This window comes from Micromonospora sp. LOL_025 (assembly GCF_048060285.1).
Lineage (GTDB): Bacteria > Actinomycetota > Actinomycetes > Mycobacteriales > Micromonosporaceae > Micromonospora.
This window is the reverse complement of record NZ_JBHMIR010000004.1, coordinates 73,576-99,495: the sequence shown is the minus strand read 5'-3', so window position 1 is coordinate 99,495 and position 25,920 is coordinate 73,576. Positions and strand designations below refer to the sequence as shown.

Sequence of the window (25,920 nt, the reverse complement as noted above, 5' to 3'; positions counted from 1 at the left end):
ATGTACTGGACGTTCGTTCCGTGGGGCGAGTCGACAGGATCGACGCCGGCACAGAATGGTTCTGTGCCCCTACCCATCGCAAGCACCGCATGAGCGTCGGACTGCTGCTGTCGCTCGCCGGCCTGGCCCTGGTCGACAGCACGAGCATCGGCACGCTCTTCATCCCCGTCTGGCTGCTGCTCGCGCCCGGGCCGGTCAACGCCCGCCGGATCCTCCTCTACCTCGGCACGATCGCCGTCTTCTACTTCGGCGTCGGGCTGCTGCTCGCCCTCGGCGGTAGCCGGCTGGCCGACGTCCTCGGCGGGGCGATGGACAACCGGCCGGTGCTCTGGGCGCAGCTCGTCCTCGGGGTCGGGCTGTTCGTGCTCAGCTTCCGCTACGACGGCAAGCGGCGTCCGCGCAGCGGGGGCGTGCTGCGTTGGCGGGACCGGGCCACCGCCGGCGACTCCTCGGCGCGTTGGCTGGTCGGGCTGGCGCTGCTCGCCGCGCTCGCGGAGGTGGCGACGATGCTGCCGTACCTCGGCGCGGTCGGCCTGCTGACCACCTCGGGGCTCGGCGCGGCCGAGATGGTGGGGCTGCTCGCCGCCTACTGCCTGGTCATGGTCCTGCCGGCGGTGCTGCTGCTGGCGGCCCGGATGGCGCTGCCGAGGCTGGTCGAACCGGTGCTGGCCCGGCTCAACGCCTGGATCATGCGGGCCTCCGGCAGCATGCTCGGCTGGATCCTCGGCATCGCCGGTTTCCTGCTGGCCCGCGACGCCGCGTTCCGGTTGGGGCTGTTCGGCTAGGCCGGCGGATCAGGTGGTGACCCGTTCGGGCCGGGCGTAGACGTTCATCGCGTCGCCGCGCAGGAAGCCGACCAGCGTCAGCCCGGCCTCCTCGGCCAGCTCCACGGCCAGGGTGCTCGGCGCGGAGACCGCCGCGAGCAGCGGCACCCCCGCCATCCACGCCTTCTGGGTCAGCTCGAAACTCGCCCGCCCGGAGACCAGCAGGACGTGCCCGGCCAGCGGCAGCCGCCGCTCGCGGACCGCCCAGCCGACCACCTTGTCGACGGCGTTGTGCCGGCCCACGTCCTCGCGCAGCACCACCAGGTCGCCGTCGGCGGTGAACAGGCCCGCCGCGTGCAGGCCGCCCGTGCGGTCGAAGCCGCGCTGGGCCGCGCGCAGCCGGTCCGGCAGCGCGGTGAGGACCGCCGCCGGCACCGTCAGCGGGTCGTCGCCCACCGCGAAGACCGATCGGGTACGCACGGCGTCGATGCTCGCCTTGCCGCACACCCCGCAGGAGCTGGTGGTGTAGAAGTTCCGCGACGGATCGACGGTGGGTTCGGGCACGCCGGGCGACAGCACCACGTCCACCACGTTGTACGTGTTGGGTGCCTCCGCGCCGGCGCAGAGCTGCGCGGTGCGTACGTCGTCGGCGGAGCGGATCAGCCCCTCGGTCAGCAGGAAGCCGATTGCCAGGTCGAGGTCGTCGCCGGGCGTACGCATGGTCACCGCGAGCGGGCGTCGCCGGCCGGGACCGGCCGCACCGACCCGGATCTCCAGCGGCTCCTCCACGGCGAGGGTGTCCTGCCGGCGTACCGAGGTGCGGCCGGTCGCCGCGTCGAGGTCGATGCGGAGCACGCCGCGCCGGTCAGTCGCCCGTCCCATCCCGCCATCCTGCACCCCTGGGCCGGGACACCGCGCGGCGACGACCCGTCCGTATCCGCGATGTACGCGACCTGTACGCCGCCCGCCGTACGGTGTGACCCGTCCGCAGGAGGAAGTCCGGAGAGGTGGGCCATGGCCGTCAGGGTCGCTGTCGTGGACGACGGGTCGCTGACCTTTCGGGGGGTCGCCGACGCCCTCGGGCGGGCTTCCGGGGTGACCGTGGTCGGCGTGTTCCCCTCGGTCGAGCCGGTCGCCGCCCTGCGGGACGCGCCGCAGGTAGTCGTCGCCGACCGCTGCGCGGAGTCGAACGCCGGCCCGTGGTGGCCCGACGGGCCGGCGTTCGTCGTCCTCGCCACGTGCCAGGACACGGTCCGGGTGCGGGCCGCCCTGGACGCGGGCGCGCTCGCCTATCTCGGGCGGGACGTCGACGAGGCCACCCTGCTGCGGGCGGTCCACGCCGTCGGCCGGGGCGACCTCTACCTCGATGGCGCGGCGCGGGTCGCCCTGCTGCCCGACGCCGTCGCCGACGTCTGCGACGACGGTCCGCCCGCGCTGACCGCCCGGGAACGGGACGTGCTGCGGCTCGTCGCCGAGGGCCTCACCCACCAGCAGATCGCCCGCAAGCTCTGCCTGTCCAAGTCGACGGTCGACACGTACACGCATCGCCTGCGACAGAAGACGGGCGCCGTGAACAAGGCGGGACTGACGCGGATCGCGATGGCGTTCGAGGCGTACCCCGCCGCCTAGGACCGAAGGACCGTTACGTCAGCCCCGGGTCTTCACCAGGAACGAGTAGCCGATCCGCTTCGTGCCGTTCCAGTTGTACATCGGGTAGCACGGCCCCGGCGAGGTCCACGAGCTGATGTACGACGGCCGGGCCGCGTTGCACGCCTTCAACGTCGAGTAGAGCGGGCTGTTGTAGTCCGCCTGGGCGGGCGCGGCCAGGCCGAGCACGGCACCGCCGGCCACGGCGGCCACCGCGATGAGACTGCGGACGCGCGGGCGGCGCGGAGTCTTCGCCATCGTTGTTCCCTTTCTTCGCCTCGACCCGTCGCGCCGAGGGGTGTCGCCGGTGGAGGTCGGGCTGTTCCCGGCCACTCGCGCTCGTCGAGCCCCTCACTCGGCAGAGCGGCGTTACAGGACCAGACTCGACCGGCGGCCGTCCACGGTCACGTCCCACTTCTGTGTAGGCCGCTCGACGCCGAGGCCCCGCTCGGGATCGGTCCGCATCCCGGCCGACGCCGACGGCGGGTCGCCGCCAATGCCCCGCCGAGCCGCCCGGCGGATACCGTGGCCCGGTGGACGCGTACGCAGCTGTGGTGCTGGCGGGCGGCGCCGCGCGGCGGATGGGGGGCGTGGACAAGCCCGCCCGGACGGTCGGCGGCCTGCCGATGCGGGACCGGGTGCTGGCCGCGGTCGCCGATGCCGCGCCGCGCATCCTGGTCGGCCCGCCCGGACCGGTGCCCGCCGGGGTGCGGGTGACCCGGGAGGATCCCCCGGGCGGCGGCCCCGTCGCCGCCGCGGCGGCCGGGCTGGCCCTGCTCGACCCCGGTACGCCGGTGGTCGCCCTGCTCGCCGCCGACCTGCCCCTGCTCACCCGCGCGGCGGTCGGGGAGTTGCTCGACCGTCTCGACGCCGACGGTCACGACGGCGCCTGCTACGTCGACGGCGACGGTCGGCGGCAGACCCTCTGCGGGGTGTGGCGGGCGGCCCCGCTGCGCGCCGCCCTGGACCGCCTCGCCGCCGAGCGCGCCACCAGGCCCTCCGGCGGGTCTCCTGACGGCCGGCCCACCGGCGGGGCCGCCGAGCGCGCCACCAGCCACGACGACGGCTCCGCCGCGCCGCTGGCGGGGGCACCGATCAGGGCGCTGCTCGCCGGGCTGCGGGTGCGCGAGGTGCCGTGGTCCGGTGCCGGCCCGCCGCCCTGGTTCGACTGCGACACTGACGAGGACGTACGCCGGGCGGAGGAGTGGACGCGATGACGGTCATGGACGACTGGGTGACGGCGGCCTGTGCCGAGCTGGACCTGGACCCCGCCCAGGTGCCGGTGCCGGCCGTGCTCGACCTGGCCAAGGACGTGGCGCACCAGGTGCTGCGTCCGGGCGCGCCCGTCACCGCGTACCTGCTCGGGCTGGCGGTCGGGCGGGGCGCGGACCCGGCCGGCGCCGCGGCCCGGCTCAGCGCGCTGGCCGCCGCCTGGCCGGTCGAGCTCGGCGCCGAACGCGCGGGCGGAACACCCGCCTGACCTCCGCTGTCCGATCACGGTCGGGCTGATTCGTCTCCCCCGTTCCGTGGGTAGGGTGACCTTGACGGACGGAGGCGATCATGACGGCAGACCACCCCTCGGCGCCGGGCGGCGACTCGCCCGGCACCCTGCCGGCGCACCACGAGCCGATCCTGCTCGACGAGCCCAGTACGGCCGACCTGCGGGCCAAGGTCACCCAGGCCTGGCACGAGTTCGCCCGGGCGCTCGCCGAGCGGTTGACGGCGCTGCCCACGGGCACGCACGTCGCGCTGACCCTCGACCCCACCGCCTCCGGCACCGGCGACGCGGTCTACTCGGTCAGCATCGACGTCGGTGAGGAGGGCCGGCTGGCCGCCCGCGCGGTCGGCAACGCCACTCTGCCCGAGGGCTACCGGCTGGACCGGGCCGCCGTGGCGGACATGATCGCGCTCGGCTGGTCGCCGCCCGGCGTCGTGGAGGGCTCCGGCGAGCACTTCGGGCTGGACGGCGGCACCGCCGAGGCGACCCGACTGGCGGCCCTGCTCACCCGGACGCTGCGCGACGTCTACGGCGCCCCGCACCCCGCCTTCCTCGTCTACCTCATCCACGACGCCGAGGGCGAGCCGCTGCCGGTGGAGCCGCTGGGCACCGCGCGCAGCGAGTTCGGCCCGGACCGCAACGTCGAGGCCGACCTGGACGAGGCGCTCGCGGCGGCCGCCGCCGCCCAGGCGCCCGAGCACGACGTGGCCGCGCTCGCCGAGCAGGTCCGCACGGTCGTCTCGACCATGCTCAAGTCGGACTCGGACCGGTTGCAGGTCGACTCCGACGGTGACATCAACATCCGTGCCGGCTCGGCGATGGTCTTCGTCCGGGTCCGCGACAACCCGCCGCTGGTGGACGTCTTCTCCCCGGTGCTGACCGAGGTCGAGCCGACCGAGCGGCTCTACGTGAAGCTCTCCGAGCTGACCAACCGGATGCCGATCGGCCGGCTCTACTGCGCCGACGACACCGTGTGGGCGTCCATCCCCGTCTTCGGCCGCAACTTCCAGGCCACCCACCTCATGCTCGCGGTCCAGGTGATGACCGGGCTCGCGGACGAGCTGGACGACCGCCTGCACGGCGAGTTCGGCGGGAAGCGGTTCTTCGGCGAGGGGGACAAGCCGGTCAAGCGGGACCAGGAGGAACACCGCACCGGCATGTACCTCTGATCCACGCCCCACCCCCGGTGGTGGCGGGTGGGGCCCGGAAACCCCGAGAAACCGGGCCCCACCCGCCGGGGAGGGAGGATCAGGTCACGGGGAGCCAGTCGAGGCTCCGGGCGGTGGTCGGATCGGTGGCCCGCAGGCCGGCGGCGGAGACGGTCCACAGCACGTCCCCGACCAGCAACGACCGGAGGACCGGGCCCGCCGGGCCGGTGTGGGAGACCGTGCCGACCTCGCCGATGTCGGTCCCGGACACCCGCAGCAGCCGTACGTCGTCGCCGACCGGCAGGGCGACCAGGCCCGTCTCCGGGTGGTGCAGGAAGGCGTGCGTGTCGTGCTCCAGCGCGGAGTACGCCCTCGGCACGTGCCACTGGTCGAGCCGGGCCGGGCGGGCCGGGTCGCGGACGTCGAACAGCGAGACCTGGAGCCCCTGCGTCCGTCCCCGCCGGTCGGCCTCCTGGCCCACCCCGAGCAGCCGGCCCTCCGGCAGCGGGTGCAGGTACGCCGAGTACCCGGTGATCTTCAGCTCCCCGGTGACCCGGGGCGCGGTCGGGTCGGTCAGGTCGACCGCGTAGAGCGGGTCGGTGAGCCGGAACGTGACCACGTACGCGGAGCCGCCGAGGAAGCGCACGGACCAGATCCGCTCGCCGGGGCCGAGGCCGGTGACCGCACCCGTGCGGACCAGCGTGTCCCCGTCAGGGCGCAGCACGTACACGGCGGACTCCGAGGTGGGACGGGTGCCCCAGGCCTCGCCCGTGGTGGTGGCGACCCGCAGGTGCCCCTGCCACTCCGAGAGGGCGTACTGGTTGACGAGCGTGCCGGGCACCGAACCGGAGGCCACGTAGCGGGGACGCCCGGGCGAGCCGGTGTCGAACCGGTGGATCTCGGTGACCTGCGGGTCCGGCCGCCAGGTGCCCCCACGGGGCGAGCCGGGCCGGGCCGTGACCGCCCGTTCCCCGGCGAGGTAGAGACTGCTCCCGGTGCCGTAGACGGTGGTGGCGTCGGCGGCGACGCTGACCGGGTCGCCGTCGCCGAGCCGGTCGCCGGCGAGGTCGAAGCTCAGCACGGTCAGCATCGACGTTCCGGACCAGGCGGGTGGCCGGCTCAACCGGTCGCAGCCGACCCGGCCCACGTGCCGTTCCGTCCCGGCCGTCCACTCGTACGCCGGCAGCCACGCCTCCACCCCGGCGGCGGCGATCACCGCGCGGTTGGCGGCGGTCCGCGTCGCGTCGGTGCCCCGTTCGGCGTACGGGAAGACCAGCCGGGGGCGGCTGCGGACCACGACCCGCGCGGTGGTCCCCGTCTGCCGGGCGTCGACGAGGCTCCCGTCCATCCGGTAGGTGCCGAGCACCCGTGGCGTGCCCGCGAGGTCGACCAGGATCAGGCTCGGCGCGGTGCGGGGCCGCGCGGCGCGGGTCGCCCGCTGGAGTTCCGGGCCCACCTGGGTCAGCACCAGCGCCCGGTCGCCCTGCAACAGCAGGGTCGCCTGCTCCCCCCAGCTCAGCTCCGGCGTCGCCCGCGTGAGGTCGAGGCGGCCGGTCTCCCGCCGGGCGGCCGGGTCCACCACCCGCAGCACGCCCCGGGTGACGGTCACGATCCGCCGCCCGTCCGTCTTGACCAGGTCGGGTTCGTCCGCGCCGGCCTCGTGCACGTTGGTCGTGGAGTGCTCCTGGGCGGGCTGGGCGGACTGGGCCGACGCCCGGGCCCCGGACGCGTCCTTGGGAACGTCGCCGAAGGCGGCCCCGGTGCGCCAGCCGTTGCCGAAGCCCCACGGGCCGACGGACGCGTCGGCGGCGGCGCGGAGCCCGGCGAGCGCCTGGGCGCAGGAGTCGTAGGAGACCAGCAGGGGTGCGGCCGTCGGCTGCCTCGGGGCCGCCGGGCCGGGCGGCGGCGCCGGGATCGCGCTGCCGCCGAGCAGGGTGAGCGCGGCCAGCGTGCCGACCGCGAAGATGGGGGCTCCCCGTGTCATGGCCGGTTCGACGCGCCCGACCGGCCGATGGTTCCGGCCCTCCGCCGACCTTCCGCGCCGCCTTCCGCGCCGCCGTCGGATGTTCCGGCCCTCCGCCGACCTTCCGCGTTGCCTTCCGCGCCGCGCCCGCCCCGGTCAGCGGGGAGAGGGGCCGACGCCGGGGGAGTCCACGAGCCGGGAGAGCACGATGGTGCTCCGGGTCGAGGTCACGAAGGGCTCGGCCCGCAGCCGCTCCAGCGCCGCCTCCAGGTGCCCGATGTCGGCGGCCCGCAGGTGTACGAGCGCGTCGGCCTCGCCCGAGACGGTGTAGGCGCCGACCACCTCGGGGTGCCGGCGGGTGGCCACCCCGATCTGGGCCGGGGTGGTCCGGCCGGCGCAGAACAGCTCGACGAACGCCTCGGTGGTCCAGCCGACGGCGGCGGGGTCGACGACGGCGGTGAAGCCCCGGATCACGCCGGCCGCCCTCAGCCGGTCCACCCGCCGTTTGACCGCCGGGGCGGAGAGCGACACCCGCTGACCGATGTCTGCGTACGAGGCGCGGGCGTCCGCGACGAGCAACGCAATGATCCGCTGGTCTACAGCATCTATCTGCAACGTTCCGCCTCTGCGAAGCAACGGTTGTGGCTGTTACCAAAGTTCGAGGGTACCTACTCTTGGTCACCGTGAACCAGCAGCGAGTCCCGCGAAAGCGGACATATCTCATGTGCTCGCCCGAGCACTTCGCGGTCGAGTACGCGATCAACCCGTGGATGGACGTGAGCACCCCGGTCGACTCGGAGCTCGCGGTCAAGCAGTGGGACCGCCTGCGGGAGACCCTGGTCGGTCTCGGCCACGAGGTGCACCTGCTGACCCCCGAGCAGGGGCTGCCCGACATGGTCTACGCCGCCAACGGGGCGTTCGTGGTCGACGGCACGGTCTACGGCGCGCAGTTCAAGCACGAGCAGCGGGCCGCCGAGGCGGCCGCGCACCGGGCGTTCTACGAGACGCAGGGCTGGCGGTTCATCGCGCCGATCGAGACCAACGAGGGCGAGGGCGACTTCGCGTACCTGCCGGAGGCGCACGGTGGGCTGATCCTCGCCGGTCACGGCTTCCGCACCGAGCTGCCGGCGCACGCCGAGGCGCAGGAGGCGCTCGGCCGGCCCGTGGTGTCGCTGCGCCTGGTCGACCCGCGCTTCTACCACCTGGACGTCGCGCTGGCCTCGATCGACGACGAGAACATCGTCTACTACCCGGGCGCCTTCTCCGCCGCCAGCCAGCGCGTGCTCACACAGATGTTCCCCGACGCGGTGGTCGCCGACGCCGAGGACGCCCTGGCCTTCGGCCTCAACCTGGTCAGCGACGGGCTCAACGTCGTGCTGAACAGCGAGGCGACCCGGCTGGCCGGGAAGCTGAAGGCGGCCGGCTACCACCCGGTCCCGGTCGAGCTGGCCGAGCTGAAGAAGGGCGGCGGCAGCGTGAAGTGCTGCATCGCCGAACTCCGCCCCTGACCGCCCGCCCTCCCATCCCCCCTCCCCGCCCCTCCGCCCCTCCCCACCCCTCCCCGCCCCCGCTCCTGACGACGCGTCGATCATGCAGTTGTGGTGCCGGTTGCGTGTTGGAATGCGCACTTCATCCCCCACCACAACTGCATGATCGGCGGGGCGGGGCGGGGCGGGGCGGGGCGGGGCGGGGCGGGGGGCGGTGGGGTGGGGTGGGGTGGGGTGGGGTTAGCCGAGGGTGGCTAGTTCGGTGACCAGGACGTTGGACAGGACCTGGCCGTCGAGCTGGACCTCGCGCAGGTACCACTTCTGCTGCGGCGTACGCGGCTGGTTGAACTGCCACACCCCGCGCGGGCTGTCGATCTGGCCGATCTTGCCGAGGGCCAGGTTGACCTGCTGCGGGGTGGGTGACCCGCCGGCGATCCGGATCGCCTGGTCGAGCACCTGCGCGGCGTCGTACGAGGCCATCGCGTAGGTGGTCGGCGAGGTGCCGTGCTTCTTGCGGTATGCCGAGGCGAACCGGCGGTTGGCCGTGTTGTTCAGGTCGGACGAGTAGTTGAGCGCCGTCTGGATGCCCAGCGCGTCCTCGGCCTTGACGCTGCCCAGCACGGCGCCCTCGGTGAGGAAGCCGGGGGCGTAGACCTTGCCGGTGAACCCCTCGATGCGCAACTGCTTGATGAACTCGACGGCGGCCGGCCCGGCGAAGAAGCAGAACACCGCCGTCGGGTTGCGGCCCAGCGCCTTGCGGATGTCGGCCCGGTACGCGGACTTCGACGGGTTGGTGAAGACCTCCGTCGAGACCACCGGGTCCTTGATCCGGGGGTCGGACTCGCCGAACTCCTGCCGGAAGCCCCGCACCACGTCCTGGCTGCCGACGCTGTCCGGCGCGATGATCGCCAGCCGGGCCGACGGTTCCAGCTGTTCGCGCAGGTAGCGGCCCAGCGCCCGGCCGGCCTCGTCGAGCACGTACGACGTCCGCCAGATGTAGACGACGCTCTGGAGGCTGGACGGCGAGGCGTTGGAACCGATCAGGGGCACCCGGGCCTGCTCGACGGTGTCCCGGATGGCGGACATGACGTTCGCGTCGACCACGCCGGTGAGGGCGAGCACGCCCTGCTTCAGCAGCCCCTCGACGGCGGCCTTGCCGGTCTTGACGCTCTCGCCCTCGTCGGCGGTGAGCAGAGTGGTGGGGTGCCCGCCCAGCAGCTTGTCGTTGAGGTCGAGGAAGAGCTGGAAGCCGTTGGTGATCTCGTCGCCGATCGCCTTGAGGCCGCCGCTGGTCGGCGCCACGAGGCCGATCTTGATCGGGCTGCCCGTGGCCGTTTCGCCGTCGGCGTCGTCGGTGCCGCACCCGGCGACCAGTCCGGCCGTACCGAGCGCGGCCAGCAGTTGGAGGGCCCGCCTGCGGTTCATCTGCGACACCGAGTTCCTTCCGGGGAGCGTTGCAGGGCGGATCACGCCCCCTCGGCGTTCTACCCGGTCAGCGACGCTGCGTCAATGCTTAGCGATCTTCCCGCAGCGATCGGAAAGCAGCCGTGATCTGCGGCCACGCTGCGGACTCCGGATCGATGAGCCCGAAATGCTCGCATTCCGCCAGCTCAACGAGGTGAATGTCGCCGCCCGCCGCCCGCCCGGCGGCGACGAACTCCCGGCTCATCCCGACCGGCACGTGCTCATCCAACGCGCCGTGCGCGACTACTGTCCGTGTCGGTACGGGCACCAATGACCGTGGATCCGCTGCGGCGTACCGCTCGGGGTGGTCCGCCGGGCCGCCGCCCAGCAGCGCGGCCACCGCCCCCTCGTCCAGGTCCAGCCGGTACGCCTCCGCGAGGTTCGACACCGGGGCCAGCGCCAGCACGCCGCCGACGGCGTCCGGGGCGGTCGCCGCCACGTACAACGCCAGGTGTCCCCCCGCCGAGTGGCCCACCAGCAGCGGCGACCCGGCGGCGACCCGGCCGGGCAGCGCCTCGGCCGCGAGCCGGGGCAGCTCCGTCACGCCGGTCAGCACGTCGGTCAGCGTCGCCGGCCAGCCGCCACCCGGCTGCCCCGTCCGGCGGTACTCCACCTGCGCCACGGGGTGGCCCAGCCCGGCCAGAGCGGCGGCCAGCGGATCGGTGTGCCGCCGGTCGTACTCGGCCCGCCAGAAGCCGCCGTGCACCACGACGACCAGCCGACGGGCCGGGCCCGACCCGGCCGGGAGACGCAGGTCGGCGAGCTGGTCCGGGTCCTCGCCGTAGGAGACGGTGACGTCGGGGGCCGGAGCGGGCCGGCTGAGCACGTCGCGGGGGTCGGCGGGCATGGCGCGACCGTAGCGCGGATCACGCGCGGATCCGAGGCCGGGGATCGGTCCCCGGGCGCATGGGCGCTCGCGGCTGGGTAAAGATGGGTCCCATGACCGAAGCGCACTCCGCTGGACAGAACGACGAGCCGGGCCAGGATGGCACCGGTCACTCCGGAACGGTGGTGGTGGTCGGCCCGGACGGGCGACCCGTCGGCACCGTGCAGACCGACGAGGCACACGGCGAGGACCCGACCCGACTGGTCGAGCAGCCGGCCAAGGTGATGCGGATCGGCAGCATGATCAAGCAGCTGCTCGAGGAGGTCAAGGCCGCCCCGCTCGACGACGCCAGCCGGCACCGGATGCGGGAGATCCACGAGCGGTCGATCGTCGAGCTGAAGGAGGGGCTCGCCCCCGAGCTGCGCGAGGAGCTGGAACGCATCTCGCTGCCCTTCACCGAGGAGAAGGCGCCCAGCGAGGGCGAGCTGCGCATCGCGCACGCCCAGCTCGTCGGCTGGCTGGAGGGCCTGTTCCACGGCATCCAGGCGGCCCTTGTCGCGCAGCAGATGGCCGCCCGCGTGCAGCTGGAGCAGATGCGCTCCGGCCGGCAGGCGCTGCCCAGCGGCCCCGGCGGCGCCATGCTGCCGGGCATGCCGGGGATGGGCCAGCCGCCGCAGGGCGGCGAGGGGCACAGCACCGGCCAGTACCTCTGACCGCGCGGCCGGCCGGGGACGCCGGCCGGCCGCTCACCCCACCCCGAAGACCTTCTCCAGGTACGCCGCCACGCCGTCCGCCGAGTTCGCCGCCGTGACCTCGTCGGCGATCTCCAGGACGGCGTGGTGCGCGTTCGCCACCGCCACCCCCCGTCCGGCCCAGGTCAGCATCGGCACGTCGTTCGGCATGTCGCCGAAGGCGAGCACGTCCCGGGCGTCGATGCCGAGCCGCGCGCAGTACCACGCCAGCCCGGCCGCCTTGGTCACGCCGGCGGCGGAGATCTCCACCAGCCCCGAGTACGACGAGTGGGTCGCCTCGGCCAGCCCTCCGAGGGCCGCGGCCACCAGGGCGACGAACGCGTCCGGGTCCTGCTCGGCGGAGCGGGCCAGCAGCTTCACCGCCGGCGCCGCCAGCAGCTCCTCGGGGGTCTCGACCGCCCGGATGGCGTCGTGGTCGGCGTCCCAGCGCAGCGGGTAGTGCGCCTCGTGCCGCATCTGCCGGCTGTCGACGATCTCCACCGCGAAGCTGACCTCGGGCACCTCGGCGCGCAGCCGCCGGGCCACCTCGGCGAGCAGTTGCGGGGCGAGCGGATCGGCCCGCAGCACCTCGTCCGTGACCGGGTCGTAGACCACCGCGCCGTTGGCGCAGATCGCCGGCAGCGGCTCGGCGAGCTGCTCGTACACCATCTTCAGCCATCGGATGGGACGGCCGGTGACCAGCACGACCGGCGTGCCCCGCGCGGACAGCCGGGCCAGCACCTCGGCGGTGTGCGGGCTGAGCGTGCGGTCGTCCCTGAGCAGGGTGCCGTCGATGTCGGTGGCGATCAGCCGTGGTGCCTCTCCCATCAGCGGGACAGTAGCCGATCGAGGTACACCGCCACCCCGTCGTCGTCATTGCGCAGGGTCACCTCGTCCGCGACGGCGCGGACCGTCGGGTGGGCGTTGGAGACCGCGACCCGGGCCCAGCCGGCCCACTCGAACATCGGCAGGTCGTTGGGCATGTCGCCGAAGACCAGCACCTCGGCCGGGTCGACGCCGAGGCGCTGCGCCACCACGGTCAGCCCGGTGGACTTGTCGACCCCCGGCGGGCAGATCTCGACGAAGCCCAGCCCGGCCTGGGTGAGCGTGGCGACCTCCGGCGGGACGACCTGCCGGGCGACCGCGAGCAGTTCGTCGACGTGGTGGTCGGCGGTCCGGACGAACGCCTTGATCACGTCGCAGGAGAGGCACTCGGCGCGACTGCGCGTCTCGAACGCGTCCTGGTAGGGCCAGCTCGGGTGGTAGTCGCCCCAGAGCGGCGCGTCGTGCTCGTCCGACGCTTCGACCATCACGGTCAGCGGCCCGACGGCCGCCTCCAGGTCGGCCAGCAGCGTGGCCAGCACCTCGGCGGAGAGGCGCTCGTCGCGCAGCACCACCGGCCCGGACGGGTCGCTCTGGTCGACGACCCGGCCGCCGCCGGCCATCACCAGGAAGTCCGCCGCCCGGATGTCGTTGCGGGTCAGCTCGGCCAGGCGGGGCCCGCGCCCGGTGGCGCCGACCACCGGGATGCCGGCGGCCCGCACCCGGTCGAGCACCTCGTGGGTGTACGCGGAGACGGTCTCGTCGCTGCGGACGAGCGTCCCGTCGAGATCCGTGGCGATCAGCTTGGGCAGGCCCGGGCGGGTCATCGTTCCTCCTTCGCCCGCCGCCGTCGCAGCCAGCCGTCTCGGTCCTCGGTGCCTCGACCTCTTGGTGACGGCGGGCAGCAAACGTACCTCGCGGAACGGGCCCCGACCATGGCGTTCCGGCGAATGCGGTGCCAACGGTCGACGGCCTGCCGGTGTCCCGTCCGGGACCCTCCTGCGGGCCGTACGGTGGACGGGTGGGAGAGCGGGACTGGCCGGTGGCGGAGGCCGTCGACACCGAGCGGCTGCTGCTGGAGCCGCTCCGCCTCGACCACGCCGAGGAACTCGCCCCCCTCCTGGACGACCCGGCCCTGCACGAGTACATCGGCGGCAGCCCGGCCACCCCGCAGCAGCTCCGGGAGCGGTACCGCCGGCAGACGGCGGGGCGGTCCCCGGACGGCCAAGAGGGCTGGCTCAACTGGGTCGTCCGGCACCGGGACAGCGGCGACGCGGTCGGCACCGTGCAGGCCACCCTGCGGCTCGACGGTGATCGGCCGGTCGCCGAGCTGGCCTGGGTCGTCCTGACGCCGCACCAGGGCCGCGGCTACGCCGGCGAGGCCGCCGTCGGCCTGGTCGGCTGGCTGGCGGAGCACGGCATCGAGGCGCTGGTCGCGCACGTGCACCCCGACCACCGGGCCTCCGCCCGGGTGGCCGAGCGGCTCGGCCTGCGGGCCACCGACGAGCGATCGGACGGCGAGGTCCGCTGGGTGGCCCCCTGAGGGAGGCCGGGCGCGCCGGCGGTCACCGGAGCGGGGTGGGGCCCGCGACCGGTCAGTCCCGGGGTTCGGGACGGGCGAAGGGGACGGTCGGCCCGACGGTGAGGTCGGCCGGCGCGGGCGGCCCGTCGTCCGCCACGTCCCGCGACCTGCGGCGACGCCAGGCCACCGGCGCCGCCTCGTTCCCGCCGTCCGTCCCGACCGCGTCGTCCGGCTCACCGGGGAGCCGGGCCGTACCGGCCGGGGCCAGCTTCAGCGCCGCCGCGAAGAGCGCACAGGCCAGGAACGCGGTCACCAGGCCCCGGCCGTACTCGACCCGGAACCCGTCGTCCGTCGAGTAGAAGAAGACGCGCTGGCCGGCCTCGTCGAGCGAGGCGGCGGTCGCGACCAGCAGCCCCAGCAGCGCCACGGCCACCGCCAGCCCGGCGAGCCGGGCGTTCGGACGCACCGCGACAGTGCCGCGCAGCGCGAGCACCACCGCGCAGACCAGGGCGAACAGCCCGACCAGGTAACCCACTCCGAACCCGCCGATGTCGGACACCCCGCCCGGCACCCGCAGCGGCGTGTTGCCCTGCGGGCCGGCGTTGGGAATGGTCATCACCTGCCACTCGCCGAGCATCGAGGCGAGGGCGGCCACCGCGCCGAGCGCCGCGAGCAGCACGGGGAGGCGGCGGTCCCGGCCCAGGCCGGAGAACGTACGCCCGAACCGCCCCGGCCCGTCCGGCTCCGTGCTGCCCCACTCCAGGACGGCTGCACCGTCGGACCGCTGTTCCTGCCGGGGAATGGGGGAATCCTGGGACATCGGCCACCCTTCCGCGTTCGCGGGCCTGCCCCGAATCATGACACAGTACGCACCCGGTGACGCGGAGCGTGAACGGTCGCCGACGGGTGCCCGTTGGGCTAGCGTCGGGTGCATGCCTATCCGTACCGCTTCCGCACAATGGCAGGGCGACCTCACCGAGGGGTCCGGCACGATCCGCACCGGCAAGGGCGGGCTGGAGGGGAACTACTCCTTCAAGTCCCGGTTCGAGGAGGGTGAGGGCACCAACCCCGAGGAGCTGATCGGTGCGGCCCACGCCGGCTGCTTCTCGATGGCGTTCTCCAAGGCCCTCGCCGAGGCCGGCTCGCCGCCCAGCTCGGTGGAGACCACCGCCAAGGTCCACCTCGACAAGACCGACGCCGGAATGACGGTGACCCGGATCGAGCTGGACACCGTCGGCCAGGTGCCCGGCATCGACGAGGCGCAGTTCACCAAGCTCGCGGAGACCGCCAAGGAGAACTGCCCGATCTCCCGCCTGCTCGCCCCTGGCGCCCAGATCAGCCTGACCGCCCGCCTCGCCTCCTGACCGTCCCGTCCGTCGGCGTCGACCGCCACGGGGACCACGTTCCCCGTGGCGGTCCGCGTTCCCCGTGGCGGTCCGCCGAGCCGGGCCGGCGCTCGGGCCGGCGGGTCCGACCGGCGCGGGCGGGCCGGGTCGTCGGGCAGAATGGGCGGGGTGCCGGTGGAGATGAGTCGCGAGCGCTTCGAGGAGCTGGTCGGCGACGCGCTCGACGAGGTGCCCGAGGAACTGCTCGCCCTGATGAGCAACGTCGTGATCCTGGTGGAGGACGACCCGCCCCCGGGCGAGGACCTGCTCGGCCTCTACGAGGGGCACGCCCTCACCGAACGCGGCTGGGACTACGCCGGCGTGCTGCCGGACCGCATCCTGATCTACCGCAACCCCATCCTGCGCATCTGTGACGACGACGAGGACGTCGTGGACGAGGTCGCGGTGACGGTGGTGCACGAGATCGCCCACCACTTCGGCATCGACGACGCCCGCCTGCACGAGCTGGGCTGGGGCTAGGCGGGCGGTTGTTGCCTCGGTCGCCTACCGTCGGTCCAGGTACCGCGAACTCAGGAGGCACTTCCAATGCGCAGCGAGCTGTTCTCGGCGGAGAACCTGGAGAAGGAGTCCGCGCAGCCCGGCATGCGGCTGCAGAACTCCAAGATGTTGAAGATCGAGCTCAACGGCGAGGCGATGGCCCGGGTCGGGTCGATGGTCGCCTACCAGGGGCAGGTGCAGTTCCAGGCGCTCGGCTCCGGCGGGCTCGGCAAGTTCCTCAAGCAGAAGCTGACCGGCGAGGGCGTCCCGCTGATGAAGGTCTCCGGCCGGGGTGACGTGTTCCTCGCCGACTTCGCCAAGGACGTGCACGTCATCGACCTGGAGCCCGGCGACGCGCTCTCCATCAACGGGTCCAGCGTGCTGGCCTTCGACTCCACCCTCCAGTACGACGTCCGGATGGTCGGCGGGGCCGGCATGGCGTCCTCCTCCGGCCTGTTCAACTGTGTCTTCAGCGGTCACGGTCGGATCGCCATCACCACCAAGGGCACCCCGGTGGTGCTCAGCGTCGACGCCCCCACCTACGTCGACCCGCAGGCGGCGGTCTGCTGGTCGGCCAACCTCCAGACCGGCTACCACCGCGCCGAGCAGCTCGGCCTCGGCACGCTGCTGGGCCGGCGCACCGGCGAGTCGTTCACGATGAGCTTCGCCGGTCAGGGCTTCGTCGTCGTCCAGCCCTCCGAGGAGCCGCCCATCATGGGCAGCGGCACCCAGGAGCAGCAGGGCGGGCTCCTGGGCGGCCTGCTCAGCTGAGGCACGCCCCGCACCGCCTCGCGCCGCCCCCGCCCCGCGCCGACCGGCCCCGCCGGATCCGACGCGGGTCGGGGGCGGTGCCGTTGCGGAGGGCGCGGCCAGCTCCCGTGCGGTGCGGTTCCGGGGCTGCCGTCAGCTGAGGTCGCCGGCGCGGAGGCGGGCCAGCCAGGCGGCGGCGTCGGCGTAGTCGGCGTCCGAGAGGCCGGCGGGGGGCGGGATCGGGCGGTCGCCCGTCCCGGGGAACCGGTGCCGGGGGTACGAGCCCAGGAAGCGCACGTCGGCGCAGACGCGGCGCAGCCCCTGCAACGCCTCGCCGAGCCGCACGTCCGCCACGTGCCCGGCGCAGTCGAGGAAGAAGACGTACCGGCCGAGCGCCTCCCCGGTCGGGCGGGACTCGATCCGGCTCATGTTGATCCCACGGACGGCCAACTCCATCAGCACCGACAGCAGCGCGCCGACCCGGTCGTGGGCGATGTAGACCGCCAGCGACGTCACGTCGTCGCCGGTCGGCGGCGGGGGCGGCCCGGGGCGGGACACCAGCGCGAAGCGGGTCACCGCGTCCGGGTGGTCGGCGATCTTGTCGGCGAGCACGTCCAGCCGGTGCCGGCCGGCACCGATCGGGGCGCAGATCGCCGCGTCGTACTCGCCGGCGGCGGCACCGGCGGCGGCCGCTCCGTTGGAGAGCACGTCGACCACGACCGCGTCGGGCAGGTGCGCGCGCAGCCAACCCCGGCACTGGGTGGACGCCTGCGGATGGGCGGCGACGCTGCGTACGTGCGGGAACGTCGTGCCGGGGCGCGCGGCGAGCACGAACTCGACCGGCAGGATCACCTCGCGGGTGATCACCAGGGGCTCGCCCTCGGCGAGTTCGTCCAGGGTCACCCCGACCGCGCCGCCGATCGAGTTCTCCAGCGGCACCAGGGCCGAGTCCGCCTCCCCGGCCCGTACGCTCTCCAGCGCCTCGGGGACGCTGCGGGCCGGCGTGCGGCTGCCCCGCTCGGCGGCGGGGATGCTGTTCAACGCCTGCTCGGCGAAGGTGCCCTCCGGCCCGAGGTAGACGAAGCGCGTCGGCGGTGTTCCCGGCATGGCGACAGCCTACGCACCCGGTACGCCGAGCGACCCGCCCTCGCAGACGCGCGTCCGGATGCCGGGCGGTCCGGCGGCGCGGACCTCGGCGGTGCAGACGTCGGTGCCGGCGGTGACCAGGCGCGGGGCACCCGGCCGGCCCTGGGTGATCACCTGGAGCGTCTCGTGCCCGGTCACGTCGAGCACCGTGTAGTGCCACTCACCGGCGCAGAGCGGCCCGGTCCGGACCCGGACCCGGACGCCGTTCGGCAGGACGCCACCCCGGCCCCGCACCAGGTCGACGATCCTCGTTCCCGAGGGGCCGTCCGGGCAGGGGACCGCGACGAGGCCGGGGTCGGCCGTGGGGGTGTTCCCCCCGGCGCCGGGCAGGCCGGTGGCGGGCGGGGGCGTCGGCGCGGCGCTGGGCGTGGTGGGGACCGTGGTGCGGGTCGGGGCGGTGGTCGGGGCGGGCCGGCGCAGCTCCGGTGGGGTGCCGCAGCCGGCGAGGGGCAGCGCGGCCAGCAGCACGACGGCTGCGAGGCGGCGGGCGTACGCCGGCGGGACCGGGCGGGACGACGGGCGGACGAGCGGCGGGGGCGGAGCCGACGGCCGGTCGGTCCGGGCGCACGGCGGAACCGCTCCGGGCCGGGCGGCGGGGCCGGGCGGTCGGGCGGGCTTGGCGTGGCGCGAGGGGGTGGGCGGCACGGCCGATCCTCGGGACATCGGGGAGCGTCACTGCGGCCGGGAGGCCGAGCCCATCCTAGGAGGAACCGGCGGTCGGGTGAAGATCAGACGAGGACGCGATGGCCGGCACGCTCCAGCGCGGCGGTGGCCTCGCGGAGCCGAACGGCGGGAACCAGCAGGTAGTCGGTGTCGTAGGTGGAGAAGGCGACCACGCTGACCCGGGCTGCGGCGAGCGGGTCCACCAGCGCGGCGAGGGTGCCGCTGACCGCCAGGTCGAGCGGTTCGGCGACCCGCAGGCAGCGCCAGGCGGTCTCGCCGACGGCCTGCTCGGGCGCCCGGTCGGCGGGGCAGATCAGCGAGATCCCGTCGGCCGTCCAGCTCACCGTGACGACGTCGCCGTTGCTCAGCCCGCCCGACAACTCGGGCGGCAGGGCGGAGCCGGCGGCCAGGCGGCACACGGCGTACTTCCCCGGCAGCAGAGCGATATCGAGCATGAGGGCACCTTACGGCCTCGGTGCGGGCCCGCCCCAGATTCGCCGCGTGCGGCGAACGCCACATCCCGCCGCTGGTCAGACCGGGGAGAAGAACGTGAGCGAACCGGCGACCGTCCCGCTGGTGAACACCGGGGTGGAGATCGCGTCGACGGTCGAGTCCGGCGCGTCGGTCGACGCGCCCTGGACCCGGAGCAGCCCTCGGGCCAGGCGCCCGGAGGAGAGGGCCAGCAGCGGCGGGATCTTGTCGATCTCGGGCTCCGTCAGCTCGCAGCGGTTGGCCGTGAAATCGAGCAGCCGTAGCCCGCCGTCGAGCAGCGGCAGCCCGGTCACGTCCTCCGGGTCGCCCAGGCAGAGCAGGTCGCAACCGGCGACGGAGACGGCGACGACCCTCGTCCCGGAGTCGATCAGCAGGCACGGCTCGTCGGCGTGGGAGACGGTCGACGACCACCGACCGAGATTGTCGAACTCCTGCCCTGTCGGTGTTCCCGCCGCCGGCACGAACACGTCAGAGAGCGAGAGTTCGACGTGGGCCACCGAGCCTCCTATGTACACCGACGGTCCGTCCACGCTAGCCGGTCGTCGCGGGTGACGCCGACCGCGCGTGGTCGCCGGGCCGCCGGTGGGTGAGGGAGTGCCCTGACCAGGCGGCCGGCGACGGCGCGACCGACGGGTGCCAACCGGCACCCGGGTGCGTGGCGTCGCCGGTGACGTTACCGTCGGTTGGCCGGCTTGTCAGCGGCCGTTCGGCCGCCCTCGTACCACCGGTAGTCCGCGGCCGGGCGGTACGCGCCGTTCACCCAGGTCTCCGGGTGCTGCGCGACCCGGGAGAGCTTCTCGGCCGTGGCCGGACTGATCCGGCTGCCCCCGGCGACGAGCAGGCGGTCCAGCTCGCGGTGGGTGGCCATGAGGCAGTCCTTCGGCAGGCCGTAGACGCTGATGACGCCGGAGCCGACGAAGGTCAGCACCGGCGTCACCGGGATCGGCAGCCCCACGGCGTCGGAGAGGGCCTTGCTGGCGCGCTTGGCGTCGCGGCGGGCCTCGGCCACGTAGGGCGGTCGCTTCCCGTTGATCTGGACCACGTCGCCGGCGACCAGCACCCGGGCCCGGCCGTGGTCGGCGATGGTGACCGCGAAGAGCCCGCTCGGCCCGATGGCGAGGAAGCCTGCGCGTTCGTCGCGTTCGTGGTCGAGCAGGAGGTCGGAGGCGTCCGTGCGGGGCCACTCGATGACGTGCCACGCGGGCCCGAGATGGTCGAGCCGGCCGAGCGCCCGTGCCCCGGCTGCCTCCAGCCGCCGGGCGCCCCGCTCCGCCCTGCGGCGGCGGGCCCACTCCAACGGGGACGGACGGACGGGTGCGAGCACCCCCGGCGACTCCACACGGGGGTGTGGCACCGCCGCGGGCGGCAGTGCCCGGGCGGACGGTACGGCTTGACGAGCGGGAAAGACAGTCATCGCGACCTCCGGCAAAAGGTCCCTCGAAGTTATGTCCTCACTACCCTACGTTGCCAGTCCCCTGTGTCGGCAAGTTGGAACGCCGGAGTGAGTGCGGATGAATGCCATATTCATCCACCCCTGTTTTATCGGATGCCGCCAAACCCTGCCCTACGCTGCGAGGGTGACCCACTACGTGGACAGCGAAGTCGGTCGGCTCGGGACGGTGCTGCTGCACCGCCCCGGTCCTGAGCTCGCCCGGCTCACCCCCCGCAACAACGACTCGCTCCTCTTCGACGCCATCCCGTGGGTCGGCCGCGCCCAGGAGGAGCACGACGCCTTCGCCGCTGCGCTGCGCGAGCGCGGCGTCGAGGTGCTCTACCTTGCCACCCTCCTCGCCGAGACGCTCGCCGTCGCCGACGCGCGGGCCGAACTCACCGAGGAGGTGCTCCGTTCACCCAGGCTCGGCGACTCGCTACGCGCCCGGGTCGCCGATCACCTCGCGTACCTCGATCCCGTCGCGCTCGCCGACGTGCTCATCGCCGGGCTCGCCCACGAGGAACTGCGGGTCAGCAGGGAGCGGCCGGGCGGCCTCGTCTACACCCTGATGGACCGGCACGACTTCGTCATCGACCCGCTGCCCAACCTGCTGTTCACCCGGGACTCCTCGTTCTGGGTCGGCGACCGGGTCGGGGTGACCAGCCTGGCGATGCCGGCGCGGCGGCGGGAGACCACGCTGACCGACGCCATCTACCGGCACCACCCGCGCTTCGCCGGCACCGAACTCGTCTACCAGCCCGGCCTGGAGCACCTGGAGGGCGGCGACGTGCTGCTGCTCGCGCCGGGGGTGCTGGCCGTCGGGGTGGGCGAGCGGACCACGCCCGCCGGCGCGGAACGCCTCGCCCGGCAGGTCTTCGCCGCCGGGCTCGCGCACACCATCCTCGTCGTCCCGATCGCCCAGGAACGGGCGACCATGCACCTCGACACCGTCTGCACGATGGTGGACGTCGACGCCGTGCTGATGTACCCGAACATCGCCCACACGCTGTCGGCGTACACGGTGATCGCCGGGGCGGACGGCGAGGACCCGCGGGTGGACGGCCCGGCGCCGTTCCTGCGGGCCGCCGCCGACGCGATGGACCTCGCCCAGCTCCGGGTCATCGACACCGGCCTGGACCCGGTCACGGCGGAACGCGAGCAGTGGGACGACGGCAACAACACCCTGGCCCTCGCGCCCCGGCTCTGCGTGGGCTACGAGCGCAACACGGAGACCAACGCGCAACTGGAGCGGGCCGGCATCGAGGTGATCCCGATCGCCGGCTCGGAGCTGGGCTCGGGCCGGGGCGGACCGCGCTGCATGTCCTGCCCGCTGGTCCGCGAGCCGCTGGGCGGGCCGGCACCTCTCCCGTAGGCAGAAGGCCCGTTCCGCGCGCCGCAGGCCCCGCAGGCACCCGCCAGGCCCCGCGAGCACTGCCCGCAGCGACCCGCCAGGACCCCCTGCGGGCGCTCGCAGGCATCCCGCCAGGCGTCGCAGGCCGGAGACCGGAGGCCCCGCCGAAGCCGCCGAGCGGCGGCCCCGGCGGAGGCACCCGGCTCAGCGCAGGGTGAGTTGGCGGCCGAGCAGGCCGTGGCGGGCCCGGCGGCCGGCGGCGTCCAGCGGGGCGGGCTCGGCGAGCGCCTCCGCGTACCGCTTGGCGAAGTCGGCGACCGGCTGCTCCCAGTCGGCGGCCGGGACGTCCTCCGGCAGGTCCCACACCGGCACCAGCCGGCCGTGGGCCCGGAACATGCCCGCGAACCGGGTGTTCTCGCCGAGCACCAGCGTGCCGGCGACGCTCAGCCGGGCCAGCGCGTCCAGCGCGGCGTCCTCGTCGTCGGGCAGCACCCAGCGCACGTGCGCCTTCTCCGGCACCTGGCACCAGTACGCGGCCCGGGCGGCGGAGAGCCGTACGGTGGGGTAGATCGCGGCGTTCGCCCGCTCCAGGGACGCCTGCACGTTCGGGTCGTCGCCGGCCCCCGGGTCGAGCCAGAACTCGAACCCGTCCTGCATGCTGACCTCCAGCGGGCCGTCGACGAGGACGTCCTGCAACCGGGGGCCGGGGCCGGGCAGCGGCGGCACGGGCACCGGGCGGCCCGGCTCGGCCCGCAGCGCGCAGAGCAGCGCCTCGGCCAGGTCCCGGGAGACGTCGCCCGACTGGAGGTGACGCTGGAGCCCGATGAGGACCCGCCCGTCCGGCTTGGTCATGGCGGGGGTGGCCATCGGCAGCACGGTGGCCAGCGTGACCTCCCGGTCGCCGAACTCCTCGACCAGGGCGGGGGCCAGCCGCAGCGGTGCCGAGGCGGCCGGCACCAGTTCCCGCAGGGCGATCCACTCCGGCTCGTCGGTCAGCCCCTCGAACGGTCGGGGCACGAAGATGTCCCGTACCTTCTCCCGCTTGGGGGTGGCTTCGGCGGCCCGCTGGCTCTTTCGACGCTTGCTCACGGCGAGACAGCCTAGAGGCCCCCGCCGCCCGGTGGGGGCAGGACCCGCCCTCGCGGCCGGTCAGCCGGCGACGGCCAGGTCCGACCGGGTGACGTCGGCGGGGTCGAACTCGGCCCACACGCTCTGGCCCAGGCCGTCCCGCTCGACGCCCCAGCGGTCGGCCAGCCCCGAGATGATGTGCAGCCCCCGGCCGTCGACGGCGTCGGTGTCGGCGATCCGCATCGTGGGGCCGGCGGCGGCGCCGCCGTCGGTCACCCGGAGCTGCACCTGCTGGCCGCCGGGCGAGTGGCGCAGCCGCCAGGCCACCCGGACCACTCCGCCGGGCAGCGGATCGGCGTGCCGGATCGCGTTGCCGACCAGCTCGGCCAGGACCGCGACGAGGTCGGCCAGGAGCGGCGGGGGTACGACGTCGGCCAGTTCCTCGGCGAGGCGTCGCCGCGCCACCCGTGCACCAGCGGCGTGGTGGGGCACCACCACGCACCACGCCCGATCGGCAGCTCCCGTCGACACCCTTCGTCCCTTCACGCCCCCGTTGCCCGTCGCCGGTCACCCGCGGGGCAGCCGCACCTCTGCGACCGTACCGCCACCGGCCCTCGGCCGTAGGGATACCCATCCATTCTGCTGTTCAACGATCCGACGGACGAGATAGAGGCCGAGTCCTGCCCCGGCATAGCGGCGGCGGTCGCCCGACTCGCCCTGCCAGAACCGGTCGAAGGCCCGCTCCACGTGCTCCGGCCGGATGCCGATGCCCCGGTCGCGCACCTGGAAGGAGACCGTCGACCCGTCCGCGTCGGCGGTGATCTCGATGAGCGAGCCCGGCGCGGAGTACTTGCCGGCGTTCGTGCACAGCTCCGTGAGCACGGTGGCCAGGCTCAGCCGGTGCCCGAGCGCCTTGGGCAGGTCCGCGGGTAGGCGGAGGACGAGTCGCTGCCGCAGCTCCGCCGGCAGGTCGACCGCCGCCGCGCGCAGCGCGTCACCGAGGTCGTACGGGGCGGAGGGCTCGTCGCCCGGCCCCGCCTCGGCGGCGGAGGAGAGCAGCCGGTCCACCAGCCGGGCCAGCTCGTTGGCGCGTTGCCCGATCACGCGGGCGGCCTGCCGCCGATCGGCCTCGGTCAGCGACTCCCAGTGGTCGGTGAGCGTGTCCGCGTAGCCCTTGATCACGGTCACCGGCGTACGCAGCTCGTGGCTGGTCACCGCCACGAAGAGGTCCCGGTCGTGGTCGCGGCGCTGCTGGTCGGTGATGTCCCGGAAGGTGACCACCCGCAGGGTGCCGGGGCCGGGCAGCTCGCCGGAGGTGATCTTGAGCCAGCGGCCGTCCGGCATCCGGTGGTCGAGCACCTGCCCGGACGGGGGCAGCGGGAAGGGCAGCGGCCGGTTGAGCGCCTGGGCCACGGAACGGCCGGTGACCCGGGCGGCGGCCGGGTTCCAGAGCCGGACGTGGGTGTCCCGGTCCACCACGGCCAGGCCGTCCGCCAGCGCCGCCACCACCGGCCCGTCACCGTGCACGGGCAGCCCGGTCTGGTCGCCGTACATGTGGGCGATGCAGGAGGCCACGTAGCCCGCGACGGCGTGCTGCTCGGCGTCCAGCGGGTCGTCGCCGTCGGGATAGAGCACGTGCAGGCTGCCGACCGTCAGCCCGCCGATCTCCGCGCGGGAGACCACCATCCGGAGCAGGCCCCGCTCGGCGAGTTCACCGCAGAGCCTGCCGGTGAGCTCGTCCGTGCGGACCTGGCGCACCCGCGCGCCGGAGAGCAGGCAGACGGTGGCGGGGTCGTCGGCCGGCACGGGGTGGCCGACGGCCCACTCGGCGGCGCCGGTCGCGGCGATCACCCGGCCGCCGGTCGGGGCGAACTCGACGAACGCCGTGCCCGCCGCGCCGAGCGCCGACCGGGCCACGCGGAGCAGGTGGGTGAGCACCGGAAGGCCGGTGCCGCCCGAGTTGATCATTTCGATCACCGTGGTGTGGCCGGCGATGAGAGCGGAGAGGTCGGTGCGCTCCGGCATCCTCCGAGTGTGCCCCGCCGTTCCGTCCCGGGACCACCCCTGCCCGACCCGGCCTCCGCCCGGCGCCACCCCGGTCAGCGGCCCAGCCTGACCAGCGTGTGCGCCGGCCGGTCGGTGATGATGCCGTCCACCCCGGCGGCCAGGACGAGGTCCAGGTCCGCCGGCTCGTTGACGGTCCACACGAAGACCTGGTTGCCCGCCGCCCGCAGGGCGGGCACCAACTGCGGACGGGCCCGCACCAGGGCGACGCCGGGGCCGGCGATCCGGGTGCCGAAGGGCAGCCGCCCCAGCCATACCCAGCGCGGCAGCACGTCCAGCAGCAGCACCGTGGGCAGCGCGGGGGCCAGCCCTCGGATCCGGCGTACGGCCAGCGGCGAGAACGACATGACGGTGACCCGTACGGGATCGTCCGGTTTCGGCTCGGCCAGGCCGTACCGGCGCAGCATCGCGACGAGCCGGCGCTCGACGTTCCCGCCGTGGCGGGAGGGGTGCTTGGTCTCGATCAGCAGCCGCACCGGCCTGCCCGCGGCCAGCACCGCGTCCAGCAGCCGCTCCAGGGTGAGCAGCCGGGTGTGCGACTCGTCCAGCACCTCGTCGCCGTCGGCGGGCGTGCAGCCGGGGTGCCAGGAGCCGAAGTCCAGCGCCTCCAGCTCCGCGAGGGTACGGGCGCTGACCAGCCCCTGGCCGTTGCTCGTGCGGTCGAGCCGGCGGTCGTGCACGCAGACCAGGTGGCCGTCCCGGGTCAGCCGGACGTCGCACTCCAGCCCGTCGGCCCCCTCGTCGAGGGCCCGTAGGTAGGCCGCGAGGGTGTGCTCGGGCAGGTCGTGGGAGGAACCGCGGTGGGCGAAGACGAGAGGGGCGTCCATTCCGCCCGTCCTAGAGGACCCGGCCCGGCTGCCCGTCCTCGCCGACCACCGGTCGCCCGGCGGCGGCCCACTCGCCCATCCCGCCCGCGACGTTGCGCACCTGGTCCCAGCCGTTGCGCATCAGGTAGGTGACGACCTGTGCGGAGCGCCCGCCGGAGCGGCAGATGACGGCGACGTCGCGGTCGGTCGGCACCTCGGCGATGCGGGCCGGCAGCTCCATCATCGGCAGGTGGTGCGCTCCGGGGGCGTGGCCGGCGTGCCACTCGTCGTCCTCCCGGACGTCGAGCAGGTACGCGTCGTCGGCGATCTCGGTCACGGTCACGGTGGGAACCTGGGGTCCGAACACGGGCCAAGCCTAGATCCTCGCCCGGG

Annotated in this window: 31 protein-coding genes; 12 read left to right on the top strand and 19 right to left on the bottom strand. The window is 74.4% G+C overall.

Translation table 11 applies throughout. From position 1 onward, the window contains the following. Positions 1 to 89 precede the first annotated feature (89 nt). Positions 90 to 785, top strand: a complete 696-nt coding sequence (locus tag ACFHW0_RS07265) for a GAP family protein (RefSeq protein WP_416606318.1) — start codon at positions 90 to 92, stop codon at positions 783 to 785. Positions 786 to 794: 9 nt separating this feature from the next. Here ACFHW0_RS07265 and fdhD read toward each other — a convergent pair whose 3' ends face one another. After that, positions 795 to 1,646, bottom strand: coding sequence for a formate dehydrogenase accessory sulfurtransferase FdhD (fdhD, locus tag ACFHW0_RS07260; protein ID WP_416606316.1), 852 nt, complete (start codon positions 1,644 to 1,646; stop codon positions 795 to 797). Between the two features lie 132 nt (positions 1,647 to 1,778). On the opposite strand from fdhD, the gene ACFHW0_RS07255 reads away from it, so the two are divergent. Further along, positions 1,779 to 2,393 carry a LuxR C-terminal-related transcriptional regulator gene (locus tag ACFHW0_RS07255; protein ID WP_416606314.1) on the top strand — a complete coding sequence of 205 codons (615 nt, stop codon included), beginning with the start codon at positions 1,779 to 1,781 and terminating at the stop codon, positions 2,391 to 2,393. An 18-nt stretch (positions 2,394 to 2,411) separates the two neighbouring features. Here the strand turns inward: ACFHW0_RS07255 and ACFHW0_RS07250 are convergent, their stop codons facing one another. Then, on the bottom strand, positions 2,412 to 2,669 hold the full coding sequence (locus ACFHW0_RS07250; protein WP_416606312.1) for a hypothetical protein: 258 nt from the start codon (positions 2,667 to 2,669) through the stop codon (positions 2,412 to 2,414). 275 nt (positions 2,670 to 2,944) lie between these two features. Here ACFHW0_RS07250 and mobA point away from each other — a divergent pair, with 275 nt between their 5' ends. The 3 genes from mobA to ACFHW0_RS07235 all read left to right on the top strand — a co-directional run bounded on the left by mobA (position 2,945) and on the right by ACFHW0_RS07235 (position 5,078). Then, positions 2,945 to 3,628 (top strand): molybdenum cofactor guanylyltransferase, encoded by a 684-nt coding sequence (mobA, locus tag ACFHW0_RS07245; RefSeq protein ID WP_416606310.1) that lies wholly within the window; start codon positions 2,945 to 2,947, stop codon positions 3,626 to 3,628. Further along, on the top strand, positions 3,625 to 3,891 hold the full coding sequence (locus ACFHW0_RS07240) for a DUF6457 domain-containing protein (RefSeq protein ID WP_416606308.1): 267 nt from the start codon (positions 3,625 to 3,627) through the stop codon (positions 3,889 to 3,891). The genes mobA and ACFHW0_RS07240 overlap by 4 nt, the downstream gene beginning before the upstream one ends. A gap of 80 nt (positions 3,892 to 3,971) precedes the next feature. Then, complete coding sequence (locus tag ACFHW0_RS07235) at positions 3,972 to 5,078, top strand: T3SS (YopN, CesT) and YbjN peptide-binding chaperone 1 (protein WP_416606307.1); 1,107 nt, start codon at positions 3,972 to 3,974, stop codon at positions 5,076 to 5,078. A gap of 79 nt (positions 5,079 to 5,157) precedes the next feature. Here the strand turns inward: ACFHW0_RS07235 and ACFHW0_RS07230 are convergent, their stop codons facing one another. Together ACFHW0_RS07230 and ACFHW0_RS07225 are read right to left on the bottom strand one after the other, a co-directional pair. Then, on the bottom strand, positions 5,158 to 7,041 hold the full coding sequence (locus ACFHW0_RS07230) for a beta-propeller domain-containing protein (protein ID WP_416606306.1): 1,884 nt from the start codon (positions 7,039 to 7,041) through the stop codon (positions 5,158 to 5,160). Positions 7,042 to 7,176: 135 nt separating this feature from the next. Beyond that, a complete protein-coding gene (locus ACFHW0_RS07225) occupies positions 7,177 to 7,635 on the bottom strand; it encodes an Lrp/AsnC family transcriptional regulator (protein WP_121397466.1) in 459 nt (152 codons plus the stop codon). 59 nt (positions 7,636 to 7,694) lie between these two features. Here ACFHW0_RS07225 and ddaH point away from each other — a divergent pair, with 59 nt between their 5' ends. Beyond that, positions 7,695 to 8,528, top strand: coding sequence for a dimethylargininase (gene ddaH, locus ACFHW0_RS07220; RefSeq protein WP_416606305.1), 834 nt, complete (start codon positions 7,695 to 7,697; stop codon positions 8,526 to 8,528). A gap of 219 nt (positions 8,529 to 8,747) precedes the next feature. On the opposite strand, the gene ACFHW0_RS07215 is transcribed toward ddaH, so the two are convergent. Continuing rightward, a complete protein-coding gene (locus ACFHW0_RS07215) occupies positions 8,748 to 9,941 on the bottom strand; it encodes an ABC transporter substrate-binding protein (protein WP_416606303.1) in 1,194 nt (397 codons plus the stop codon). Between the two features lie 79 nt (positions 9,942 to 10,020). Beyond that, complete coding sequence (locus ACFHW0_RS07210) at positions 10,021 to 10,818, bottom strand: alpha/beta hydrolase family protein (RefSeq protein WP_416606301.1); 798 nt, start codon at positions 10,816 to 10,818, stop codon at positions 10,021 to 10,023. Positions 10,819 to 10,901: 83 nt separating this feature from the next. On the opposite strand from ACFHW0_RS07210, the gene ACFHW0_RS07205 reads away from it, so the two are divergent. Next, the gene (locus ACFHW0_RS07205; protein WP_416606299.1) at positions 10,902 to 11,510 is read left to right on the top strand and encodes a bacterial proteasome activator family protein; all 609 of its coding nucleotides are present in this window, start codon (positions 10,902 to 10,904) and stop codon (positions 11,508 to 11,510) included. Positions 11,511 to 11,543: 33 nt separating this feature from the next. On the opposite strand, the gene ACFHW0_RS07200 is transcribed toward ACFHW0_RS07205, so the two are convergent. Then, entirely contained in the window at positions 11,544 to 12,356 is an 813-nt protein-coding gene (locus ACFHW0_RS07200; RefSeq protein WP_416606297.1) for an HAD family hydrolase, read from the bottom strand. Then, positions 12,356 to 13,177: an HAD family hydrolase gene (locus ACFHW0_RS07195; protein WP_416606296.1), complete on the bottom strand. Its 822-nt coding sequence runs from the start codon at positions 13,175 to 13,177 to the stop codon at positions 12,356 to 12,358. The genes ACFHW0_RS07200 and ACFHW0_RS07195 overlap by 1 nt, the downstream gene beginning before the upstream one ends. Before the next feature lie 194 nt (positions 13,178 to 13,371). Between ACFHW0_RS07195 and ACFHW0_RS07190 the strand changes: the two genes are divergently transcribed. Further along, positions 13,372 to 13,893, top strand: coding sequence for a GNAT family N-acetyltransferase (locus ACFHW0_RS07190; protein WP_416606295.1), 522 nt, complete (start codon positions 13,372 to 13,374; stop codon positions 13,891 to 13,893). Positions 13,894 to 13,945: 52 nt separating this feature from the next. Here the strand turns inward: ACFHW0_RS07190 and ACFHW0_RS07185 are convergent, their stop codons facing one another. Beyond that, positions 13,946 to 14,692 (bottom strand): hypothetical protein, encoded by a 747-nt coding sequence (locus tag ACFHW0_RS07185; RefSeq protein WP_416606294.1) that lies wholly within the window; start codon positions 14,690 to 14,692, stop codon positions 13,946 to 13,948. Positions 14,693 to 14,804: 112 nt separating this feature from the next. Between ACFHW0_RS07185 and ACFHW0_RS07180 the strand changes: the two genes are divergently transcribed. The 3 genes from ACFHW0_RS07180 to ACFHW0_RS07170 all read left to right on the top strand — a co-directional run bounded on the left by ACFHW0_RS07180 (position 14,805) and on the right by ACFHW0_RS07170 (position 16,526). Next, positions 14,805 to 15,236 carry an OsmC family protein gene (locus ACFHW0_RS07180; protein ID WP_416606293.1) on the top strand — a complete coding sequence of 144 codons (432 nt, stop codon included), beginning with the start codon at positions 14,805 to 14,807 and terminating at the stop codon, positions 15,234 to 15,236. 156 nt (positions 15,237 to 15,392) lie between these two features. Further along, positions 15,393 to 15,737 (top strand): metallopeptidase family protein, encoded by a 345-nt coding sequence (locus ACFHW0_RS07175; protein WP_172896728.1) that lies wholly within the window; start codon positions 15,393 to 15,395, stop codon positions 15,735 to 15,737. Positions 15,738 to 15,803: 66 nt separating this feature from the next. Further along, a complete protein-coding gene (locus tag ACFHW0_RS07170) occupies positions 15,804 to 16,526 on the top strand; it encodes an AIM24 family protein (protein WP_416606292.1) in 723 nt (240 codons plus the stop codon). A gap of 132 nt (positions 16,527 to 16,658) precedes the next feature. Here ACFHW0_RS07170 and pheA read toward each other — a convergent pair whose 3' ends face one another. From pheA to ACFHW0_RS07145, 5 genes are all read right to left on the bottom strand, one after another. Next, entirely contained in the window at positions 16,659 to 17,612 is a 954-nt protein-coding gene (gene pheA, locus ACFHW0_RS07165; RefSeq protein WP_416606291.1) for a prephenate dehydratase, read from the bottom strand. Positions 17,613 to 17,621: 9 nt separating this feature from the next. Then, positions 17,622 to 18,119: a hypothetical protein gene (locus ACFHW0_RS07160; protein WP_416606710.1), complete on the bottom strand. Its 498-nt coding sequence runs from the start codon at positions 18,117 to 18,119 to the stop codon at positions 17,622 to 17,624. Between the two features lie 260 nt (positions 18,120 to 18,379). Further along, positions 18,380 to 18,769, bottom strand: coding sequence for an ACT domain-containing protein (locus tag ACFHW0_RS07155; RefSeq protein WP_416606290.1), 390 nt, complete (start codon positions 18,767 to 18,769; stop codon positions 18,380 to 18,382). 75 nt (positions 18,770 to 18,844) lie between these two features. Next, positions 18,845 to 19,303: a hypothetical protein gene (locus ACFHW0_RS07150; RefSeq protein WP_416606289.1), complete on the bottom strand. Its 459-nt coding sequence runs from the start codon at positions 19,301 to 19,303 to the stop codon at positions 18,845 to 18,847. Positions 19,304 to 19,479: 176 nt separating this feature from the next. Next, complete coding sequence (locus tag ACFHW0_RS07145) at positions 19,480 to 20,220, bottom strand: hypothetical protein (RefSeq protein ID WP_121397479.1); 741 nt, start codon at positions 20,218 to 20,220, stop codon at positions 19,480 to 19,482. 163 nt (positions 20,221 to 20,383) lie between these two features. Between ACFHW0_RS07145 and ACFHW0_RS07140 the strand changes: the two genes are divergently transcribed. Then, on the top strand, positions 20,384 to 21,610 hold the full coding sequence (locus ACFHW0_RS07140) for an arginine deiminase (RefSeq protein ID WP_416606288.1): 1,227 nt from the start codon (positions 20,384 to 20,386) through the stop codon (positions 21,608 to 21,610). A gap of 183 nt (positions 21,611 to 21,793) precedes the next feature. Here ACFHW0_RS07140 and ACFHW0_RS07135 read toward each other — a convergent pair whose 3' ends face one another. From ACFHW0_RS07135 to ACFHW0_RS07115, 5 genes are all read right to left on the bottom strand, one after another. Then, a complete protein-coding gene (locus ACFHW0_RS07135; protein ID WP_416606287.1) occupies positions 21,794 to 22,678 on the bottom strand; it encodes a DUF5926 family protein in 885 nt (294 codons plus the stop codon). A gap of 60 nt (positions 22,679 to 22,738) precedes the next feature. Next, on the bottom strand, positions 22,739 to 23,188 hold the full coding sequence (locus ACFHW0_RS07130; protein ID WP_416606286.1) for an ATP-binding protein: 450 nt from the start codon (positions 23,186 to 23,188) through the stop codon (positions 22,739 to 22,741). Positions 23,189 to 23,224: 36 nt separating this feature from the next. After that, positions 23,225 to 24,682: an ATP-binding protein gene (locus ACFHW0_RS07125; RefSeq protein WP_416606284.1), complete on the bottom strand. Its 1,458-nt coding sequence runs from the start codon at positions 24,680 to 24,682 to the stop codon at positions 23,225 to 23,227. 74 nt (positions 24,683 to 24,756) lie between these two features. Next, positions 24,757 to 25,548, bottom strand: a complete 792-nt coding sequence (locus ACFHW0_RS07120; protein WP_416606282.1) for a glycerophosphodiester phosphodiesterase — start codon at positions 25,546 to 25,548, stop codon at positions 24,757 to 24,759. A 10-nt stretch (positions 25,549 to 25,558) separates the two neighbouring features. After that, on the bottom strand, positions 25,559 to 25,894 hold the full coding sequence (locus ACFHW0_RS07115) for a rhodanese-like domain-containing protein (RefSeq protein ID WP_416606280.1): 336 nt from the start codon (positions 25,892 to 25,894) through the stop codon (positions 25,559 to 25,561). Positions 25,895 to 25,920: the final 26 nt, after the last annotated feature.

What these genes read in the sequence shown, in the direction of transcription:
- ACFHW0_RS07155 (WP_416606290.1), bottom strand. Translation starts at nt 18,769, where the DNA reads ATGCTCGATATCGCTCTGCTGCCGGGGAAGTACGCCGTGTGCCGCCTG.
- ACFHW0_RS07120 (WP_416606282.1), bottom strand. Translation starts at nt 25,548, where the DNA reads ATGGACGCCCCTCTCGTCTTCGCCCACCGCGGTTCCTCCCACGACCTG.
- fdhD (WP_416606316.1), bottom strand. Translation starts at nt 1,646, where the DNA reads ATGGGACGGGCGACTGACCGGCGCGGCGTGCTCCGCATCGACCTCGAC.
- ACFHW0_RS07145 (WP_121397479.1), bottom strand. Translation starts at nt 20,220, where the DNA reads ATGACTGTCTTTCCCGCTCGTCAAGCCGTACCGTCCGCCCGGGCACTG.
- ACFHW0_RS07255 (WP_416606314.1), top strand. Translation starts at nt 1,779, where the DNA reads ATGGCCGTCAGGGTCGCTGTCGTGGACGACGGGTCGCTGACCTTTCGG.
- ACFHW0_RS07235 (WP_416606307.1), top strand. Translation starts at nt 3,972, where the DNA reads ATGACGGCAGACCACCCCTCGGCGCCGGGCGGCGACTCGCCCGGCACC.
- ACFHW0_RS07265 (WP_416606318.1), top strand. Translation starts at nt 90, where the DNA reads ATGAGCGTCGGACTGCTGCTGTCGCTCGCCGGCCTGGCCCTGGTCGAC.
- ACFHW0_RS07250 (WP_416606312.1), bottom strand. Translation starts at nt 2,669, where the DNA reads ATGGCGAAGACTCCGCGCCGCCCGCGCGTCCGCAGTCTCATCGCGGTG.
- pheA (WP_416606291.1), bottom strand. Translation starts at nt 17,612, where the DNA reads ATGCCGGGAACACCGCCGACGCGCTTCGTCTACCTCGGGCCGGAGGGC.
- ACFHW0_RS07230 (WP_416606306.1), bottom strand. Translation starts at nt 7,041, where the DNA reads ATGACACGGGGAGCCCCCATCTTCGCGGTCGGCACGCTGGCCGCGCTC.
- ACFHW0_RS07170 (WP_416606292.1), top strand. Translation starts at nt 15,804, where the DNA reads ATGCGCAGCGAGCTGTTCTCGGCGGAGAACCTGGAGAAGGAGTCCGCG.
- ACFHW0_RS07200 (WP_416606297.1), bottom strand. Translation starts at nt 12,356, where the DNA reads ATGGGAGAGGCACCACGGCTGATCGCCACCGACATCGACGGCACCCTG.
- ACFHW0_RS07180 (WP_416606293.1), top strand. Translation starts at nt 14,805, where the DNA reads ATGCCTATCCGTACCGCTTCCGCACAATGGCAGGGCGACCTCACCGAG.
- ACFHW0_RS07125 (WP_416606284.1), bottom strand. Translation starts at nt 24,682, where the DNA reads ATGCCGGAGCGCACCGACCTCTCCGCTCTCATCGCCGGCCACACCACG.
- ACFHW0_RS07195 (WP_416606296.1), bottom strand. Translation starts at nt 13,177, where the DNA reads ATGACCCGCCCGGGCCTGCCCAAGCTGATCGCCACGGATCTCGACGGG.
- ACFHW0_RS07240 (WP_416606308.1), top strand. Translation starts at nt 3,625, where the DNA reads ATGACGGTCATGGACGACTGGGTGACGGCGGCCTGTGCCGAGCTGGAC.
- ACFHW0_RS07205 (WP_416606299.1), top strand. Translation starts at nt 10,902, where the DNA reads ATGGGTCCCATGACCGAAGCGCACTCCGCTGGACAGAACGACGAGCCG.
- ACFHW0_RS07185 (WP_416606294.1), bottom strand. Translation starts at nt 14,692, where the DNA reads ATGTCCCAGGATTCCCCCATTCCCCGGCAGGAACAGCGGTCCGACGGT.
- ACFHW0_RS07210 (WP_416606301.1), bottom strand. Translation starts at nt 10,818, where the DNA reads ATGCCCGCCGACCCCCGCGACGTGCTCAGCCGGCCCGCTCCGGCCCCC.